This window comes from Pelagicoccus sp. SDUM812002, assembly GCF_031127835.1.
In the GTDB taxonomy this organism is placed as follows: domain Bacteria; phylum Verrucomicrobiota; class Verrucomicrobiia; order Opitutales; family Opitutaceae; genus Pelagicoccus.
Window position 1 is genome coordinate 158,621 of sequence record NZ_JARXHX010000002.1, and the last position, 17,264, is coordinate 175,884.

At 54.1% G+C, this 17,264-nt stretch carries 12 protein-coding genes; 8 read left to right on the forward strand and 4 right to left on the reverse strand.

The genetic code is table 11. The features are described from left to right. Positions 1 to 110: 110 nt before the first annotated feature. On the reverse strand, positions 111 to 758 hold the full coding sequence (locus tag QEH53_RS04350) for a hypothetical protein (protein ID WP_309021909.1): 648 nt from the start codon (positions 756 to 758) through the stop codon (positions 111 to 113). 262 nt (positions 759 to 1,020) lie between these two features. Here QEH53_RS04350 and QEH53_RS04355 point away from each other — a divergent pair, with 262 nt between their 5' ends. Beyond that, positions 1,021 to 4,980 (forward strand): PAS domain S-box protein, encoded by a 3,960-nt coding sequence (locus tag QEH53_RS04355; RefSeq protein WP_309021910.1) that lies wholly within the window; start codon positions 1,021 to 1,023, stop codon positions 4,978 to 4,980. A 3-nt stretch (positions 4,981 to 4,983) separates the two neighbouring features. On the opposite strand, the gene purU is transcribed toward QEH53_RS04355, so the two are convergent. After that, positions 4,984 to 5,844, reverse strand: a complete 861-nt coding sequence (gene purU, locus QEH53_RS04360; RefSeq protein WP_309021911.1) for a formyltetrahydrofolate deformylase — start codon at positions 5,842 to 5,844, stop codon at positions 4,984 to 4,986. A gap of 270 nt (positions 5,845 to 6,114) precedes the next feature. Here purU and QEH53_RS04365 point away from each other — a divergent pair, with 270 nt between their 5' ends. From QEH53_RS04365 to QEH53_RS04390, 6 genes are read left to right on the forward strand one after another with little or no spacing between them, the layout of a single operon-like run. Further along, positions 6,115 to 6,900 carry a DUF3450 family protein gene (locus QEH53_RS04365; protein ID WP_309021912.1) on the forward strand — a complete coding sequence of 262 codons (786 nt, stop codon included), beginning with the start codon at positions 6,115 to 6,117 and terminating at the stop codon, positions 6,898 to 6,900. Between the two features lie 50 nt (positions 6,901 to 6,950). Further along, the gene (locus QEH53_RS04370) at positions 6,951 to 8,354 is read left to right on the forward strand and encodes a MotA/TolQ/ExbB proton channel family protein (protein WP_309021913.1); all 1,404 of its coding nucleotides are present in this window, start codon (positions 6,951 to 6,953) and stop codon (positions 8,352 to 8,354) included. A gap of 9 nt (positions 8,355 to 8,363) precedes the next feature. Then, positions 8,364 to 8,930 (forward strand): MotA/TolQ/ExbB proton channel family protein, encoded by a 567-nt coding sequence (locus QEH53_RS04375; RefSeq protein WP_309021914.1) that lies wholly within the window; start codon positions 8,364 to 8,366, stop codon positions 8,928 to 8,930. Beyond that, the gene (locus tag QEH53_RS04380; protein WP_309021915.1) at positions 8,923 to 9,339 is read left to right on the forward strand and encodes a biopolymer transporter ExbD; all 417 of its coding nucleotides are present in this window, start codon (positions 8,923 to 8,925) and stop codon (positions 9,337 to 9,339) included. The genes QEH53_RS04375 and QEH53_RS04380 overlap by 8 nt, the downstream gene beginning before the upstream one ends. 41 nt (positions 9,340 to 9,380) lie before the next feature. Beyond that, positions 9,381 to 10,049, forward strand: coding sequence for a TonB family protein (locus QEH53_RS04385; RefSeq protein WP_309021916.1), 669 nt, complete (start codon positions 9,381 to 9,383; stop codon positions 10,047 to 10,049). A 3-nt stretch (positions 10,050 to 10,052) separates the two neighbouring features. Further along, complete coding sequence (locus tag QEH53_RS04390) at positions 10,053 to 11,411, forward strand: tetratricopeptide repeat protein (RefSeq protein WP_309021917.1); 1,359 nt, start codon at positions 10,053 to 10,055, stop codon at positions 11,409 to 11,411. On the opposite strand, the gene carB is transcribed toward QEH53_RS04390, so the two are convergent. Then, on the reverse strand, positions 11,408 to 14,647 hold the full coding sequence (carB, locus tag QEH53_RS04395) for a carbamoyl-phosphate synthase large subunit (protein ID WP_309021919.1): 3,240 nt from the start codon (positions 14,645 to 14,647) through the stop codon (positions 11,408 to 11,410). The genes QEH53_RS04390 and carB overlap by 4 nt on opposite strands. A gap of 201 nt (positions 14,648 to 14,848) precedes the next feature. On the opposite strand from carB, the gene QEH53_RS04400 reads away from it, so the two are divergent. After that, positions 14,849 to 15,832, forward strand: a complete 984-nt coding sequence (locus QEH53_RS04400; RefSeq protein ID WP_309021920.1) for an alkaline phosphatase D family protein — start codon at positions 14,849 to 14,851, stop codon at positions 15,830 to 15,832. A 148-nt stretch (positions 15,833 to 15,980) separates the two neighbouring features. Here the strand turns inward: QEH53_RS04400 and QEH53_RS04405 are convergent, their stop codons facing one another. Then, positions 15,981 to 17,201, reverse strand: a complete 1,221-nt coding sequence (locus QEH53_RS04405) for a response regulator (RefSeq protein WP_309021921.1) — start codon at positions 17,199 to 17,201, stop codon at positions 15,981 to 15,983. Positions 17,202 to 17,264 lie beyond the last annotated feature (63 nt).

Sequence of the window (17,264 nt, forward strand, 5' to 3'; positions counted from 1 at the left end):
TTGCAAGCTGGACAGGCGCTTCCATGATATTGCTGGCGTTCGGACTTAGCGCGAAAAAGCACGAGCTGTTGAGCTCGTGCTTATTGGGAGAAAACGACTGCCTGACCGGCTTAAGCGTCGGGGAGCTTCTGCTCTATGGAGCGCGCTCGGGACTTCCAGAAGAAGGAGTCGTCGCTTATTGCCTCAATCAAGGCTCGCGCTGTGGCGGCGTCGCCTTCTTGGCTAGCGATGTAGGCGAGGCGATATTGTGCCTCGGCTTGGGCTAAGGCTGTAGGATCGTCGGCGATGCCTTGAAGTAAGTCCTTGGCTTCGCTCAGCTTGTCTTGACCGATGAGCGTAACTGCGAGAGCGATCTTGGCTGCTTGATCGATCGGAGCGGCGGCACTATCGACGGCCTGGCGGTAGTAGCCTTCTGCTTTGCTCAGCTCGCCTGTTGCGTAGGCTTGATCTCCGAGTTCCTTAAACGCGAATCCGCTCAGAGGCGTGCCTGCTTCTTCGGCGGCCCAAGCGGCCTTAGCGTCTGCGGTGTCGGCCTCCTGGTATCCGGCTTTGAGACTTTGCTCTGCATTTTGCTGCATCCACTGGATGCCCTGGTAGCCGAGGAAGACGGCGAAAGTGAAGGCGACAGAGCCGATGATGATGCCCTTGTTCTTCTCCCAGAACATGACGACCTGATCTTCGAGGTCCTGTATTTCGACTTGGTTTGAACCGACGATGTTGCGTTCGTCGTTTTTGGGAGTGGGAGTTTTCTGTGCCATGGGTGGATGGATCTTTAGATGTCTCGCCTCTTTAGCGAGTGTAAGGAATAGGGAAAAGGTTGCTGAGTGAAAGCGTTTCGTGGCCAATTTCGAGATCAATTTTTGCGAAGGGAAGGAGGCGTGCTCAGAATGGAGGGAGATCCTTGCCTCATCTCTTCTTGTTTAGCTCGCTTTTGACGGTCGAGATACTTGACGGAGCGTCACTTCCTCAGGAGGCTTGGGGGGTATCCCCATAACCGCACCTTGCCGAAATCCACCCTCAATGACCGCAGAAGAATCATTCTCCCCGCGTAGGGATTCCTCCAGTCGGGTGGGCTGCTTGGAGGCGTCCACAGTGTCGGCTTTACTGGAAACGCTTGATGAACATGTGATCGTGGCGGTCACCGATCCTCGTGGCACCATTACCTATGTGAACAACCAGTTCTGCCGTATCAGCCAATACTCGAAGGAAGAGCTGGTCGGCCGAACCCACCGTGTCATAAACTCTGGGTACCACCCATCGTCCTTTTGGAAGGCGGCTTGGGACACGATCAAGCAAGGCGAGAGCTGGAAGGGGCAAGTCTGCAACCGAGCTAAAGATGGTAGTCGCTATTGGGTGCAGACAACCATACATCCGATCTTGGGGAAGGATGGCCAAATCGAGCAATACGTCGCTTTTCGCACCGATATTTCCGCCCAAAAACAGGTGGAGAACAAGTTGCGTAATTCCCAGATGCACCTGCAGGAGGCTTCTCGCGTGGCGAAGGTGGGATCATGGGAATTCGACTCGGTGACCCGCAAGCTCAGTTGGTCTTGGACAACCAAAATGATCCACGGGGTCTCTCCTGACTACGAGCCGGACGTCGACACAGCGATTGAATTCTACCCCGAAGGTCCCAACCGAGAGCGGGTTAAGGTTTTGATCGATCAAGCTGTTTCCGCTGGTGAGTCTTTCGACGAAGAGCTTCAAATCCAGACCGCCAAGGGAGAGCTAAGGTGGGTGCGGGCGATCGGGCAGTCAGAGATGGTGGACGGTCAATGCATACGGCTGTACGGAGTGTTCCAAGACATCGACGAAGACCGGAAGATTCTCGAAGAGAGCGAACGTACCGCCGTGCTTCTGCGTAGCCTCGTTGATTCGGCGACCGAGTTCGGCGTCATTGCGACAAATCGAGAGGGAGTCATCACGCTATTCAATGCGGGTGCCGAAAAACTGCTCGGGTACAATGCCGCTGAGATGGTGGGCAAGGTGACTCCAGCTATGATGCACCTGGAAAGCGAAATTGAGGAGCGCTCGGCTGAGCTCACTCGGCGCTTCGGAGAACCGGTGGAGGGCTTTGATGCTTTCGTAAAAGTCTCTCTCGAACAGGGTAGCGAGCAAAGGGAGTGGACCTATGTACGCAAGGACGGTACGCAGCTTCCGGTGGCCCTCGTGGTTACGCCGATGCGTGGCAAGTCGGGTGAGTTAACTGGATTTCTGGGAATTTCGAGAGACCTAACCGCCCGGCGCAGGGCTGAGAACGAGCTCAGGGAGAGTGAGGAACGCTTTCGGCGATCCTTCGAGTACTCGGGCATCGGCATGGCGATCGTCTCCATGGAAGGGAAGTGGATGCAAGTGAATCAGTCGTTACTCGAAATGTTAGGGTACGAGCGGGAACACCTCTTGAACCTAAGCTTCCAAGACATTACCCATCCTGACGATTTGGATACGGACTTGGAGCTGCTCAACGAAACCGTGGCTGGAAAGCGCCAGAACTACAGCATGGAGAAACGTTATTTCAACGCCTCCGGTGAGACGATATGGGTTAACTTAAACGTATCGCTCGTGCGCGACCTCAACGACCTGCCGATTCACTTTGTTTCGCAGATCGAGAACATATCGGAAAGCAAGAAACTCACCCACGAAATGAAGGAGGTGGGCGATCGTCTGGAGCTGGCGGTGAGGGCCGCGGGCGTTGGTATTTGGGATTTGGATATCGCAAACGAGCGTTTGATCTGGGATGAGCAGATGTTCGCTCTGTACGGTATCGATCAATCTTCGTTTGAAGGTAGCTACTCGGACTGGGAGAAGGGGATCCACCCTGAAGACTTTGCGAGAAGCGTGCAAGAGGCACAAGACGCTATTTCAGGTATTCGAGATTTTAATACAAAGTTTCGGGTTGTATGGCCTGATGGCACCATAAAGCACCTACGGGCGCTTGCCATCGTGCAGAGAGACGAAAACGGAGAAGCCGTCCGGATGGTTGGTACAAATTGGGACGTGTCAGACTTCGTGGAGCAAAGCCGTGCCCTTGAAGAGATGGCTAAGAGCGCGGAAGAAGCGAATCGGGCAAAGAGCCAATTCCTCGCGAATATGAGTCACGAAATCCGCACCCCAATCAACGGGGTCATAGGGATGACAGCTTTATTGATTGATTCGCCAGACCTCAATGCAGAGCAGAGGCGACAAGTTGAGGTGCTTCAGTCTAGCGGTGAGGCCTTGCTTGCCCTCATTAACGACATTTTGGATTTTTCCAAGATAGAGGCAGGTCGAGTTGACTTGGAAATCCTCGATTTCGACCTTCGCGACACTCTGGCTGACTTGAATGCCCTTTTGGCGCTCAAAGCCCGTGAAAAGAGCTTAGGCTTTGTCTGCGAAGCTGAAGATCAAGTCCCTGATCACCTATCCGGAGATCCCGCTCGCCTTCGCCAGATCCTTCTCAACCTAGCTGGCAACGCGATCAAGTTCACCGCTCGAGGTCGGGTGAAGGTTCTGGTCTCCCTGCTATCTAGTGACGAGAAGGAAGCGGAACTCAGATTCTCGGTCTCGGATACTGGGATAGGCGTCAGCGAATCGAAAAAGGAGAGTTTATTCAGCGAGTTTACCCAAGCGGATTCAAGCACGACCCGACTCTATGGGGGCACTGGACTGGGACTTGCCATCAGTAAGCAGCTTGTTGACTTGATGGGCGGAGAAATAGGAGTCGAAAGTGAGATCGGACAAGGGGCGGAGTTTTGGTTTACCGTTCGTTTACCGTATAAGAGTATTGAATACGGAGAGGAAGTGGTTGGTCAATTGAGAGGCAAGGTTGCGCTCTTTGCTCAGTCCGAAGAGCACACTTTTTCGGACCTTTTGATGGTTCTTCCGAAAGATACTTTGGAGGTCCTAACTTTCTCCACATCTTCAGAAGCTATCGAGTGTCTACGGCAAAGAGCGGAAAGTGACAAACCGGTACATTACCTCTTTTTGGATGCGAATTGCCCCGGGGCGAGTGTCGAAGAATGGAGCACCGAAATTGAAAAATTAGGAAATCGCTCTCGTCTGAATTGTATCCTAATATCGGATTCGGAGGTTAAAGACGAGTCGTCAGGATTCACCCAGATGCGAAGGACTTGCAGTGGGCGAGAGATGCTTCGGCTGATGACTCGCGACTCGATGCCTCGCCGGCGAGTTGAACCTGATTTCTCTGAAACGGCGTCGGGCCATTTCTCCAAGCTGGATGCTCGTGTCCTCGTGGCGGAAGACAATGTTGTGAACCAGATGGTCGTTCGTGGTATTTTGAGCAAGTTTGGGATACATGCGGACACCGTAGCGAACGGCCTGGAAGCCTTGGAGGCCTTGCAACGCATACCCTACGATCTAGTGCTCATGGATGTACAAATGCCAGAGCTGGATGGGCTGGAGGCGACACGTCGAATTCGTCTAGGCGTAGCGGGAGGGCAGGCTAAGGCGGTTCCAATCATCGCGCTCACTGCGCATGCACGCGCTGAGGACAAGAGAGATTGCATGGATTCGGGAATGAACGACTACCTCTCCAAGCCGTTGGCTCCAAAAGACCTATTCTCTGTCTTGGTCAAGCACCTCTCTCCCGTCGATGTCGAAGAAGATCGAATCGAAATTGTGAATACGGTATGCGACAGTGCCGTATTAGACCAAGTTGGATTCGTCTCGGGAATGATGGACGACGAAGCACTGGCGATCGAAATCGCTAAGTTGTCTCTCGTGGATTTCAACAACCATCGAGAGGATCTAGAGCGTACCTTTAAATCCGGAGCTTCGATCGATTTGCTTAAATGCCTCCATTCGATTAAGGGTGTTTCTGCGCATGCCTATTGTTCAAAGCTAAACAAATTCGCAGCTTTTCTAGAGGATGAGGCTCGCAAAGGAAATGAATCGATGGTTCGGCTGAATTATCAGCAATTCGTCCTTGTTCTAGACGAAGCTATGAAAGCCTTGCGAAGGTATTTGAATCCGGACCAGTGAGGGCTAGTCGAAAACGACGGTCTTATTTTCGTAGACTAGGATTCGGTTTTCGAGGTGCCAGCCGACGGCTTGGGCCAGCGTGAGCTTCTCGAGGTTACGGCCCTTTCGAACGAGGTCTTCTACACTGTTGCGGTGGGTTACGTGGGCGACGCTTTGATGGATGATGGGACCTTGGTCAAGATCCGGCGTCGCATAATGTGCAGTGGCGCCGATCAGCTTGACACCGCGGCTATGGGCTTGGTGGTAAGGTTTCGCCCCAGCGAAGGCAGGCAGGAAGCTGTGGTGAATGTTTATGACTGGCCTTCCGAATGTATCCAGAAATTTGGCACTGAGAACTTGCATGTAGCGAGCCATGACCACCAATTCGATTTCTTCTTTTTTGAGGAGAGCGAGCTGCTCAGCTTCAGCTTCGGCTTTGTTTGCCTTGTTTACGGGGATGAAGTTGAAAGGGATACCGTAGGTTCGGGATACTCCCTCGAGGTCTCGGTGGTTAGAAACGATCAGAGAGATCTCACACGGGTATTCGCCTGACTTCCAGCGAAGAATAAGGTCGTGAAAGCAGTGGTCGAACTTCGAGACGAAGATTGCGACCTTCGGTTTTTCGCCGGAGATGGCGACCTTTGTCTTCATTCCGATTGAATCACCGAAGGCCTGGAATGCTTTTGCAGTATCCCGTGAATCGGTTCCCTCATCGACAGACCATTCCACACGTTGGAAGAAAATTCCAGCTTGCGCGTCGCGGTGTTGGTCCGCGTGAATGATATTTCCACTATTGTCGAAGATCCATCCTGAAACTTTGGATACAAGTCCTTTTTGGTCGGGGCCGGAGAGTAAGGCTACGAGGCGGCTGGAGAATGGGCTCATCGGGCTGTGAAGTAAGATTTCGAAAGATAAGAGAGGGTTAAGGAAGCAATTGAACTTGGTTTCGGAAGCAAGCTTTTGTGAGTGGGTAAGCGATGGAGGCTGAAGCAATTCAGGAACTGTCTAATGGTTGATACATCTCTTTGTCTTGCATGCGATTGACATGCTCTGTCTTGCTTCTACTGTACACTCTAGGTCGTGTGCCTTTCCGGCTCGACTTGCTTCGTCACTTCGTGAGGGAGCCTCTGTTTTTTCATCCCACCCATTTTGCCTATGTCACACGGTTTTGGCCTCACTCTGCGCACCGCTCGCACGCGTGTTTTGTATATAGTAGCGATTTTGTTCGTTTGGGAGGGCTTTGGCCAGACGGATGCCAGCCGCATTTCGGCCATAGAATCGGACACAGATCGTTGGATCGAGCTTCAGTCTCAAATCGCCAAATCAAAGAACGATTGGCAAAGCGAGAGAAAGCTATTGGAGGGGTCGATTCAAATATTGGAAGCAGAGCAGCTGACCTTAACTCGAGGGATCGAGTCGAACGAAGAGGCGAGTAAAATCTACACTGCGAACCGGGATCGCATGCAGGGCCTGGTCGACGAGAACCGCGAGGGCTTGGAAGGGTTAGTCGAGCCTTTGCGTACCTTGGAAACCAAGTTGAAGCTACTGTTGCCACGCCTGCCAGAGCCGCTGCGCAAAGAAGTTAGGACGCATTTGGCGAAGGTCGATGCAGCGAACGCGCCTGTCACGTCGCGCACTCAAAGCCTTGTTGCGTCGTTCACTGCGATCGATCGATTCAGTAATTCGCTCACGAGCCGCCGTGTGGCGCGACCGGGGCCGGAAGGGGGAGAGGTGAGTGTGCGCGTCTTGTATTGGGGACTGGCGATTGCCTATGGCCTCGATGAGGCGAACGGTCGCGCATGGATCATCCAGCCGAGTGCTTCAGGTTGGGAGTGGCAGCAACGCGACGGGATCTTCGCAGAGGTATTGGATCTGATAGAAAGTTACGAAACGGAATCGGAAGACCCGCATCTGATCGAAGTACCAGCCTCCCTAGGCTAAGAATCTGAGCCCCCTCAAAACTCGTAATGGAAAAATCCACACACTCCCCGATGCGTACCTTATTTGAGAAAATTCGGATTATAGCTGTTCCGCTGCTCACGCTTCCCGCTCTGTGCTTCGCTCAAGATGCGGCGCAGATCGCGGATGAGATGAAGGGGTTGGTCGATGCGAGCTTGCAAGAATATCAAATGCTAGAGAAGCAGATCGCTGACGAAAAGACGCCCTTGGTCGTGCGCATGAGCAGCTTGGAAGAACGAAACTTGCAGCTGCGTGCGGAGGTGGAGAGCTACCGGTTTTTGAACGAAAGAGTCTCGGAAGAGATCGCCGGACTGAACAAGGAAGGAAAGTCCCTGCAGGATCAAGTCGAGTACGTGCGTTCCGCTTTCGATACCTTTTTGAGCAAGTTCGATAGCCGCATCAGTTTGGCGGAAAGCCAGCGCTACTTCGACGAGCTGGAGAGTATTCGAGCTCAGGCTTCCTCTGACCAGCCGTTGGCGACGCAGTTCGAAGGCTTAGTCAAAACCTTGGAGCTTTCTTTGGAGCGCAACGAGGCGGTTCTTGGTGGGGCGATTTTCTCCGGTAAGGCTATCGACGGAGAAGGGGCGATCCACCCAGGCCAAGTCGTGGTCTGGGGGCCCAGTGGATTTTTTCTGGAGGATGGGGGCGAAAGGGCCGGGGTGTTGAGCTATCACTCCGGTGCGATCGAACCCGGGGTCACCTTTCTCGAAGGTGAGCAAGGCAGTAATCTGGCGAGCTTTATAAGCACAGGAGACGGGACTATCCCTTTGGATCCGACCTTGGGCGATGCCCTCGCCCTAGAAAAATCGAAGGGAGATGTATTCACGCACTTGAGACGGGGTGGACTCGTCGGTTATGTAATCTTAGCCTTGGGACTAGCAGCTGCCTTGGTGAGCCTGCTGAAAATTCGAGACCTCAAAGGATTTTCCACTCCATCTACAGATGACATCGCTGAATTGTCGCGTCTCGCTCACGAAGTAGGATCGCAAAAAGCCATTGCGAAAGCAGCGGAGATTCGCGGCGTCGCGAGCGAAGTCATGGCGACGGGTATACGAAACATGAACAAGAACGCTCTTCTACTAGAAGAGACCATGCTAAGCGTCGTTCTGCGGGCTAAGCCTAGGATGGAGCGTTATTTGCCCTTCTTGGCGATTACCGCTGCGGCTTCTCCGCTTCTCGGATTACTCGGTACAGTGGTAGGCTTGATCAAGACTTTTGCTCTCATAACGCTTTATGGCGCGGGGGCACCGAACGCGCTTTCGGCGGGCATTTCTGAAGCCTTGATAACAACGGAGCTCGGTTTGATCGTGGCGATTCCAACTTTGATTTTGCATGGTTTATTCTCGCGTTTGATCCGCTCGCGAATCGTCGCCCTGGAGCAGGTTGCCTTCGACTTCGTAGAAACGACAAATCTCGAACTCGCCCAAGCGAAGTGAGCAGCTGTTATGGATGCTCTCTCTAGTTTTGTGGCGTCGTTGAAGTCCGGAGGTCCGGTGATGTACCTTTTGGCTTTGCTATCTTATGTGCTCTATTGGCAGGTGATCGCGATCCTGCTTTATGTCATGAAGATTCGACTACATGAGTTTGTAGGCCGAGACAATTTGCCGAGCGCGAAGGCGACTGGGCGGAGCGGTTTGGTCACCTCTCCATTGGAGCTGTTATTAGTTCGTTATGAAGAGGTGCAGATGCAGTTTCGCGAGTTTATGAAGAACCGTCTGCGTTTTGCAGGGGTGCTTCTCGTTGCAGCGCCATTGCTCGGATTGCTCGGTACGGTGCTAGGAATGCTAGAAATGTTCAACGGTCTCTCCCAAAGGGCTGGGCACCAAACGACTTTACTGGTGGCTGAGGGCGTGAAGAAATCCCTCATCACTACGCAGACCGGTCTCACCATCGCGATCCCTGCACTCTTTTTCGTTTATTGGATTCGCCGGGTAGCGAATCGCCGGGAACTGGAGCTGCTCGACCACAAGGTTGCAGCGACAGAAGATTCAAGATTCGAAGACAATGATTAAAGACCTACTGAGAAGCAGCGGCGACGAGAAAGTCGATATCAACCTGTCGCCCATGATCGACTGTGTATTCATTTTGCTTATATTCTTTATTTTGACGACGGTGTTTCTGCAGGAGACTGGAATCGAGGTGGACCGACCGGAGGCCTCTGGTTCCGTGCCTTTGGAGCAGGATAGCATCATGATCGGGATCAGCTCGGACGAGCGAATCTTTCATGGAGGCAGGGAGATCAGCCTCTCCGCTGTTCGCCCTCTCATTTATCGTGCCCTCGCGGCAGAGCGGGCTTCGGTTATTATTCAAGCGGACAAGAGCATCGGCTTGGACATTTTTGCCAAGGTCTATGGCGAGGCGAAGACGGCAGGTGCTGACGTCTATTTTTCCACCGACGAGTTACCCTTGTTTGAGCAATAATCTATATGGTTCCCATCGAGACAGAGTATCGTAGAAGCCGCATGACATTGCGTTCCCACTTGGGTTCGTTGTTAGCGACGGCTGCGGTTTTCGCTGCGATCGCCAGCACTGGAGTGCACGTCTGGGATTTGCAGCTAAGAAATGAAGCGGAGAAGCCTGTTTACTATCTTGCTCCGCCGCAGAACTTCGTAGAGACGCGCTCTGTTTCGCCGGACACGCCGATCTCAGTCGATACCACTTCTCTCAACGTGGACCCGATCGAAAGCGAACCTGTGCTCGATTTGCGTCCCTTGGACATCGCGATCGATTCGGATGTTTCTGCGGACGTTTCTTTGAATTTCGATTTGGACCGAGATTTCCAAGCTGCGGCACCAGGCTTGTCCGAGTTCGAAAGTTTTGCGATCTACGATCAAGCCAACGTCGATGTGGCCCCGCGTATTCGTTATTCTGCTCCGCCGAGGGTCCCGCTTGCTTTGCGTGGAGAAGCGGTGGAGGTCATTCTTTTTTATTACGTGAACGCGAACGGTCGCACGGAGCGTCCGAGCGTTCTCAGTTCCACATCTGAGGACCCGACCTACGGCGAAGCAGCTCGGGACGCGATCGCAACTTGGCGGTTCAAGCCCGCGACCAAAGACGGCAAGCCCGTGCCATGTTGGGTGCAACAAACGATCTCCTTCGCAGCCGGTTCCAGTAGCCCTTTCTCATTATAGCCCATGCCTAAACTAATCCCATCACTCGCTCTTTGTATATTGGTCACCTCTGCCTTCGCTCAGGACAAGATCAAGATGCCCCGGCTAACCAACAAGGATTTTGCGGAGCGGATCGAGCAAGGTTATGAAGCGGTAGACAGCCCTGAGCCATCGGTCACGGTGGTAGAACGAGAGATTCTTGAAAAGGTCTACAGCTTGATAGGCACCGATATCAATTTCGCCTACAGCTACTTGAACGACTTATTGAATAGTGGGACTCCGATTTCTGGGGCGTTCAATCACGCGCTAGGAAATTTATATTTCAAGAACTCGAATTATTTCCAAGCGGAGATTCAATACCTCGCTGCAGTCGGAAAGCACCCGACTTTCCAAAGAGCATGGAATGCTCTCGGTCTCGCCCGGTATAAGCAGGGCAACTACGATGAAGCCGCCGAAGCTCTGTCGAACAGCGTGCGTTTCGGAGCCAACGATTCGATGACCTATGGCATCTTGGGCTACTGCCATCTTCAGCTCGGTCGCTATCGGTCCGCAGAGACCGCTTACCACTATGCGATGCTTTTCGATCCGGAGCAGACGGATTGGGCGGAAGGCTTGGGCCAAGCGTACTTCGAGACAGCGCGTTTTCAGGAGGCGATTTCCATTTTCGATGACTTGATACGGACTCAGCCCGATAACGGAGAATTCTGGTTGCTCAAGGCCAATGCTTGGCTCGCCTTGGATGAACCGTTGAAAACGGCCCGTTGCATTGAGATTGCCCGTCGCTTCAGTGAAGTTGACGACGATGCCCTCTACCTGTTGGGCAATATCTATCTTGAAGCCCGCATCTTTGATCGCGCCAAAGAAGTCTTTCTTGCGGCGTCTAGTCGCTCTGGTGAGTTGCAGGAGCGAGAATTGTTAAACGCGGTGCGGTATCTGGTCTTCAACGACCAGCATGACTTCGCCGAGCAGATCCTAGATTTGATTACCGAGGAAGGTGCGGATTGGAATTCCGAGGACAAAACGCTTTTCCGGTTTCTCACTGCAGAGTTCGCTTACTTTCGCGATGATCTCGATTCTGCGGAACGCACTTACCTAACAGGTATCGAGTTGGATCCGTTTAATGGATACGCTTTGATGAAGCTTGCTGAGATCAACGTACGCCAAGGTCAGACGGACCAAGCCATCGTTTACTACGATCGAGCGGCGACGAATCCCTCAATGCGATATAACGCGCTCGTCTCGAAGGCTCGGGCTTTGATTGACAACAAGCAGTATCGATTCGCGATGACCACGATTGAAAAAGCCTTGGCCGAGAAGAGCGACGCGCGGCTGAACCTGCTGTATGCGCAGGTCCAGCGCGTCGTTGAAACGAGTAGCAACTAGACGTTCTTAACGCTTCCAGCCACGTAGGATTGAACGGAGCGGACTTCGTAGTCTTGCTTGCTGAGCGACTTGATGCCCGACACTGCAGCTTCGGCACCTGTAATGGTAGACATGATACAGACGTTGTGGCCCCAAGCGATAGATCGCATGTGGTTCTCGTCTTTGCGTGGGATCATGCCGGATGGCGTGTTGATGATCATCTGGATTTCATCGTTCTTAATCATATCCACCACGTTTGGACGTCCCTCTGCGATACGGAAGAGCTTCTTAACTTCCAGGCCGTTCTCGATGAGGAACTTAGCGGTTCCGCTCGTGGAATAGATGTTGAAGCCGAGAGAGCTGAGGTTGCGGGCAATGTCGAGAGCGCGTGGCTTGTCGGCGTCCTTGACCGATAGGAAGACATTTCCTTTGGTCGGCAGGCCAGGCTTGGCAGCGGCTTGGGTCTTGGCGAAAGCGATACCGAAGTCGGTATCCAGTCCCATGACCTCGCCGGTGGAGCGCATCTCCGGTCCGAGGCGAATAGTAGAGCCGGGGAAGCGGACGAAGGGGAAGACAGCTTCCTTGATGCACCAATGCTTGGGCGTGAGTTCCTCGGTGAAGTCGAGCTCGCTGAGTTTTTTGCCGGTCATGACCTTGGCAGCGATCTTGGCGAGGGGCTTGCCGATGGCCTTTGAAACGAACGGTACGGTACGAGAGGCGCGAGGGTTGACCTCGAGCACGTAGAGGTCGTCGCCTTTTATGGCGAACTGTATGTTCATTAGACCGATGACCTTGAGTGCCTTGGCAAGCTTGAAGCTCGCTTGGCGAACGGTTTCGATCATGGCGGGCTTGAGGGTGTGCGGTGGAAGCACCATAGCGGCATCACCGGAGTGAACACCCGCATACTCGATATGTTCGAGCATGCCGCCAATTACGGAGGTTTCGCCGTCGGAAATGCAATCCACGTCGAGCTCGATTGCGTCTTCGAGGAACTTGTCGAGGAGAACGGGCTTGTCGGGCGAGGCGTCGAAGGCTTCGCGGATGACGGCCTTCATTTCTTCCATGGTGTGAACGATGAACATGCCGCGGCCACCAAGTACGAAGGATGGGCGAAGTAGCAGGGGGAAGCCGACTTGGTCGGCCATCTCGTAGGCCTCTTTCTCGTTGAGAACCGTTTTATTGTCCGGCTGCTTTAGGCCGGTTTCGTCGAGGATCCGCTTGAAGAGTTCGCGGTCTTCGGCGGCGTCGATGCTCTCGGGCGAGGTGCCGATGATGTTGACTCCGTTAGCCTTGAGCTCGGTGGCGAGATTGAGCGGGGTTTGGCCGCCGTACTGGACGATGGCGCCTTCGCAGCCTTCCTGCTGGTAAACTTCGAGAACGTCTTCGAGGGTGAGGGGTTCGAAGTAGAGCTTGTCGGAGGTGTCGTAGTCTGTGGAGACGGTTTCCGGGTTTGAGTTGATCATGACCGACTCGTAGCCGAGCTCTTGCAGGGCGAAGGAAGCGTGCACGCAACAGTAGTCGAACTCGATACCTTGGCCGATGCGGTTTGGCCCACCACCGATGATCATGATCTTCTTCTTGTCAGAAGGGATGACCTCGTTTTCGTCGCCGTAGGAAGAGTAGTAGTAAGGCGTCTTGGCTTCGAATTCCGCTGCGCAGGTGTCGACAAGGCGGAAGACGGTGTTGATGCCTTTGGCCTGACGGGCGGTGTTGACCGCTTTCCAGTCTTCTCCGAAGAGTACACCCAGCTGGCGGTCGGAGAAGCCATACTCCTTAGCTTTGCGAAGTAACGGTGTCGAAACGGTGTCCAGCTTCTCGCTCGCGAGCTGGTCCTCGAGGTCGGAGAGCTGCTTGAGTTGGGTGAGGAACCAAGGATCGATCTTGGTCAGCTCGAAAAGCTGCTCGAGGCTGTATCCTTTCTTGAGGGCGTATCGGATGTAGAAGACGCGGTCGGTATTGGGACGTACGAGCTTGCCATTTATTTCTTCTTCAGAAGGGAGATCATTGCCACCTAGTTTGCCGCCGACTCCGAAACCGAATGCTCCAGTCTCGAGGGAGCGAAGGGCCTTTTGGAAAGATTCCTTGAAGGTACGGCCGATCGCCATGGCCTCGCCCACGGACTTCATGGCAGAAGTGAGTGTATCGTCGGTACCAGGGAATTTTTCGAAAGTGAAACGTGGGATCTTGGTGACGACGTAGTCGATCGATGGCTCGAAGGAAGCGGGAGTCGCCTTGGTGATGTCGTTCTGGATCTCGTCTAGGCTGTAGCCGACGGCCAGCTTTGCGGCGAACTTGGCGATCGGGAAGCCGGTCGCCTTTGAGGCGAGGGCGGAGGAGCGAGAGACGCGCGGGTTCATCTCGATAACGACCATGCGTCCCGTATCTGGGCAGACGGAAAATTGGATATTGGAGCCGCCGGTTTCGACCCCGATCTCGCGGATGACCGCGAAGGAGGCGTCGCGCATGGACTGGTACTCGCGATCCGAGAGGGTCATGGCAGGAGCTACGGTGATGGAGTCGCCAGTGTGCACGCCCATCGGGTCGAAGTTCTCGATGGAACAGATGACGACGCACTGGTCCTTGCGGTCACGCATGACTTCCATCTCGTACTCCTTCCAGCCGAGTAGACATTCCTCGACTAGGACTTCATGCACGGGGGAGAGGTCGAGTCCGTTTTCGACGATGTCTTCAAACTCTTCGCGGTTGTAGGCGATGCCGCCGCCGGAGCCGCCCATGGTGAAACTCGGGCGAATGATGAGCGGGTAGCTGCCCAGTTCCTTGGCTGCTTGGCGTGCTTCCTCGAGGGAGTTGACGGTGCGGGAGTGGGCTACGTCGAGACCGATCTTGAGCATCGCCTCCTTGAAGAGCTCGCGGTCTTCGCCTTTCTTGATGGCGTCCGGACGAGCGCCGATCATTTCCACTCCGTACTCGTGGAGGATGCCGGCGGCTTCTAGCTCGAGGGAGAGGTTAAGCGCGGTTTGTCCTCCTAGGGTAGGGAGCAGGGCGTCGGGACGCTCTTTCGCGATGATCTTCTCTACCGCGTCGACAGTGAGCGGCTCGATGTAAGTGACATCGGCGAACTCGGGGTCGGTCATGATGGTAGCGGGGTTGCTATTCACCAGAATGACTCGGTAGCCCTCTTCCTTGAGCGCTTTACAGGCTTGGGTGCCTGAGTAGTCGAATTCGCAGGCTTGGCCAATGATGATGGGACCGGCGCCTATGATTAGGATGCTCTCGATGTCTGTTCTTTTCGGCATGGCAAAAAAATTTGTGAGAGTTCACGGACAGGTGAGGCTCTCGGCAAGGGTGAAAAGACGAGAATCGCATGTTTGTGCAAGCGGATTTGGGAACCGGACCGAGTGGAAGGGCGAAAAAAGCTTCGCGCATGCATGCTACAAGTTTGCGCCGAGCTCAAATGAGGTTGGACCACTGAGCGTAAGGCTTATCTCTAGTCAGTAATGAGATATAACGCTTCAATTGTGACTGCCGCGGTTTTGGCAGTGTGTGTGGCTTTCGGGCAGAGTGGCGGATTTGCGGAGGAGATCGTTGAGCGAATCGCTTTTGGCTCCTGCCTGCATCAGGACCAACCGGCTCCGATTTGGGATGCTATTGTGGCAAGCGATCCGGACGCGTGGGTTTGGCTGGGTGACAATATTTACGGGGATACGGATGATGGCGAGGTGTTGGCAGCGGCGTATGCAAAAGTGAAGGCTCATCCGAAGTACGAGAAGCTCAGAGAGTCGGCGAGCGTGTATGGCACTTGGGATGATCACGACTTCGGGAAGAACAACGGGGGCAGGGAATGGCACGGAAAAGCCGTCGCACAAAAGGCGTTGTTGGATTTTCTGGACGAGCCGAGCGAGAGCCGGCGCCGGAAGCAGGAGGGAGTTTACGCGTCCTACGACTTCGGTGTAGGAGAAAAGAGCGTAAAGCTCCTGTTGATCGATGTGAGGAGCCATCGCGACAACCCTAAGCAAGAAGATGGGGACATTTTTGGGGCGGCCCAGCGGTCTTGGATCGAGCGGGAACTTTCCGCAAACGAGGCGGCATTGACGATCGTGACCTCAGGGACGCAAGTAATTCCCGAGGATCACAAGTACGAAAAGTGGGCTCAGTTTCCGTCAGCTCGAACTTGGTTCTTCGAGCGATTGGTGAAGTACGAGACGGGCCCGGTACTGTTTTTGAGCGGAGATCGGCATATCTCTGAGTTTTCGAAACTGGATCTTCCGGGCCGGGAGACGCCTTTGTACGAGCTCACCTCCAGTAGTTTGACGCATTCTTGGACAAGCTTTTCGGGCGAGCCTAACCGGCACCGGGTGGGAGAGGTATTTCACCAGAATAGCTTTGGTATGTTGGAGATCGATTGGGCGAACCGTATGGCGAAAGTCTCGATCCGAGACGAAGTGGGCGAGGTGCAGCAGAAGCTAGAGATCGAGCTGTAGGAGCGTAGGGCCGAACGCACCGACGTCTGCATCTGTCGGTTTTTGTCGACTCCGCCTGATTAGCGGGGGGTAAAGCAAGCGAAGTTAGGACACGAAAAAGACCCACTGTAGAGTGGACCTTGTTTGAGAAACTTATTGATTCGGCTGACTAGAGATCGGCTGCATCGATGCCCAATATTTTGGCCGCTTTCTCAGTGTCTCCTTGGCAGGCTTTGAGGACCGACTTTTTATAGCGATCGGCTTGCTCGGCGAGGTAGGAGTCGAGGTTGGGCCAGCTGGAGATGTCGCGCAGCTTTTCGGGCAAGTCTCCTTCTCGGATGGTTTGTCCTTCGGCTACCTCCGCAGCGGCGGAAAGGACTTCCTGAAATTCGGTGTAATTGCCCGGCCAGCGGTATCCTTGCATCAGGGCGGAAGCACCTTCGCCGAGTGCGTTAAAAGGTAGGCGGTTTTGGGCGAAGTATGCGAGCGCAAGGGCCGGGATGTCTTCCGGGCGATCACGCAAGGCGGGCACTTGCAAGGCATTATTTGCGATGCGGAAGTAGAGTCCGTCCTCGAACTTTCCGGCTTCTACGAGTTTTTCGAGGTCGCGGCTGCTGGAGCATATGACGCGGGTATCGCCTTTTAGGTCGCGGATCAAGGTACCGAGGGCCGCTTGCAGTTCGTTAGGCACCGAGTCTATATTAGCGAAGAAGATGAATCCTCCTTGGGCGGAAAGTATGGTTTCACTCGGAGCTCCCTCGCTATCGAAGAGCAATCCGGCTAGCTCGCCAGGCTCTGCCTTTTTGGCGTCGATGGCGACGAATGCCTCGTCGGCCCGGTCGCTTTTTGCGTGTACGAGGGCAGCGATGTTCGCTTTTTGCGTGCCCGAGTCTCCATTGATGAGCAGCGGCGTGGGGAGTTTTGCGGCGCGGTTGAGGCGCTCGATAAAGGATTTGTTGGCTTCGGAGTCGCCGGAGAGAAGGATTGAGTTTTGGGCTGCAGCAGCCTCGCCGGATTGTCGCCGCTTTTTTCCCTCGGTCGAGGCTCGAGCTATGGAGTTCATGAGCTGGTCGACCTTGAAGGGCTTGGTAAGGAAGTCGAAGGCGCCGAGCTTGAGGGCTTGGGTCGCGTTATCGATGTTAGCGTAGCCAGACATCATGATGACGATGGCATTAGGATCGGCCTCCCTGATTTGGGCAAGGAGGGCGAGGCCGTCCATCGGCTTCATGTTGATGTCCGTCAGAACTATGTCGTAGTGCTCCTCGCGAATCTTCTGCAGGGCTATTTCGCCGTCGGTGGCGAATGCGGTGTTATAGCCGATTGGCTGAATGACCGCGTCGAGCATTTCGTGAATGGACTCGAGGTCGTCTACTATGAGAATGGATTGCATCGATGGGTGTGTCGTTGCGGCAGATTGAAAGACCAGTTGGCAGCATCGCCAGCCTTTTCTCAT

What these genes read in the sequence shown, in the direction of transcription:
- QEH53_RS04350 (WP_309021909.1), bottom strand. Translation starts at nt 758, where the DNA reads ATGGCACAGAAAACTCCCACTCCCAAAAACGACGAACGCAACATCGTC.
- QEH53_RS04355 (WP_309021910.1), top strand. Translation starts at nt 1,021, where the DNA reads ATGACCGCAGAAGAATCATTCTCCCCGCGTAGGGATTCCTCCAGTCGG.
- purU (WP_309021911.1), bottom strand. Translation starts at nt 5,844, where the DNA reads ATGAGCCCATTCTCCAGCCGCCTCGTAGCCTTACTCTCCGGCCCCGAC.
- QEH53_RS04365 (WP_309021912.1), top strand. Translation starts at nt 6,115, where the DNA reads ATGTCACACGGTTTTGGCCTCACTCTGCGCACCGCTCGCACGCGTGTT.
- QEH53_RS04370 (WP_309021913.1), top strand. Translation starts at nt 6,951, where the DNA reads ATGCGTACCTTATTTGAGAAAATTCGGATTATAGCTGTTCCGCTGCTC.
- QEH53_RS04375 (WP_309021914.1), top strand. Translation starts at nt 8,364, where the DNA reads ATGGATGCTCTCTCTAGTTTTGTGGCGTCGTTGAAGTCCGGAGGTCCG.
- QEH53_RS04380 (WP_309021915.1), top strand. Translation starts at nt 8,923, where the DNA reads ATGATTAAAGACCTACTGAGAAGCAGCGGCGACGAGAAAGTCGATATC.
- QEH53_RS04385 (WP_309021916.1), top strand. Translation starts at nt 9,381, where the DNA reads ATGACATTGCGTTCCCACTTGGGTTCGTTGTTAGCGACGGCTGCGGTT.
- QEH53_RS04390 (WP_309021917.1), top strand. Translation starts at nt 10,053, where the DNA reads ATGCCTAAACTAATCCCATCACTCGCTCTTTGTATATTGGTCACCTCT.
- carB (WP_309021919.1), bottom strand. Translation starts at nt 14,647, where the DNA reads ATGCCGAAAAGAACAGACATCGAGAGCATCCTAATCATAGGCGCCGGT.
- QEH53_RS04400 (WP_309021920.1), top strand. Translation starts at nt 14,849, where the DNA reads ATGAGATATAACGCTTCAATTGTGACTGCCGCGGTTTTGGCAGTGTGT.
- QEH53_RS04405 (WP_309021921.1), bottom strand. Translation starts at nt 17,201, where the DNA reads ATGCAATCCATTCTCATAGTAGACGACCTCGAGTCCATTCACGAAATG.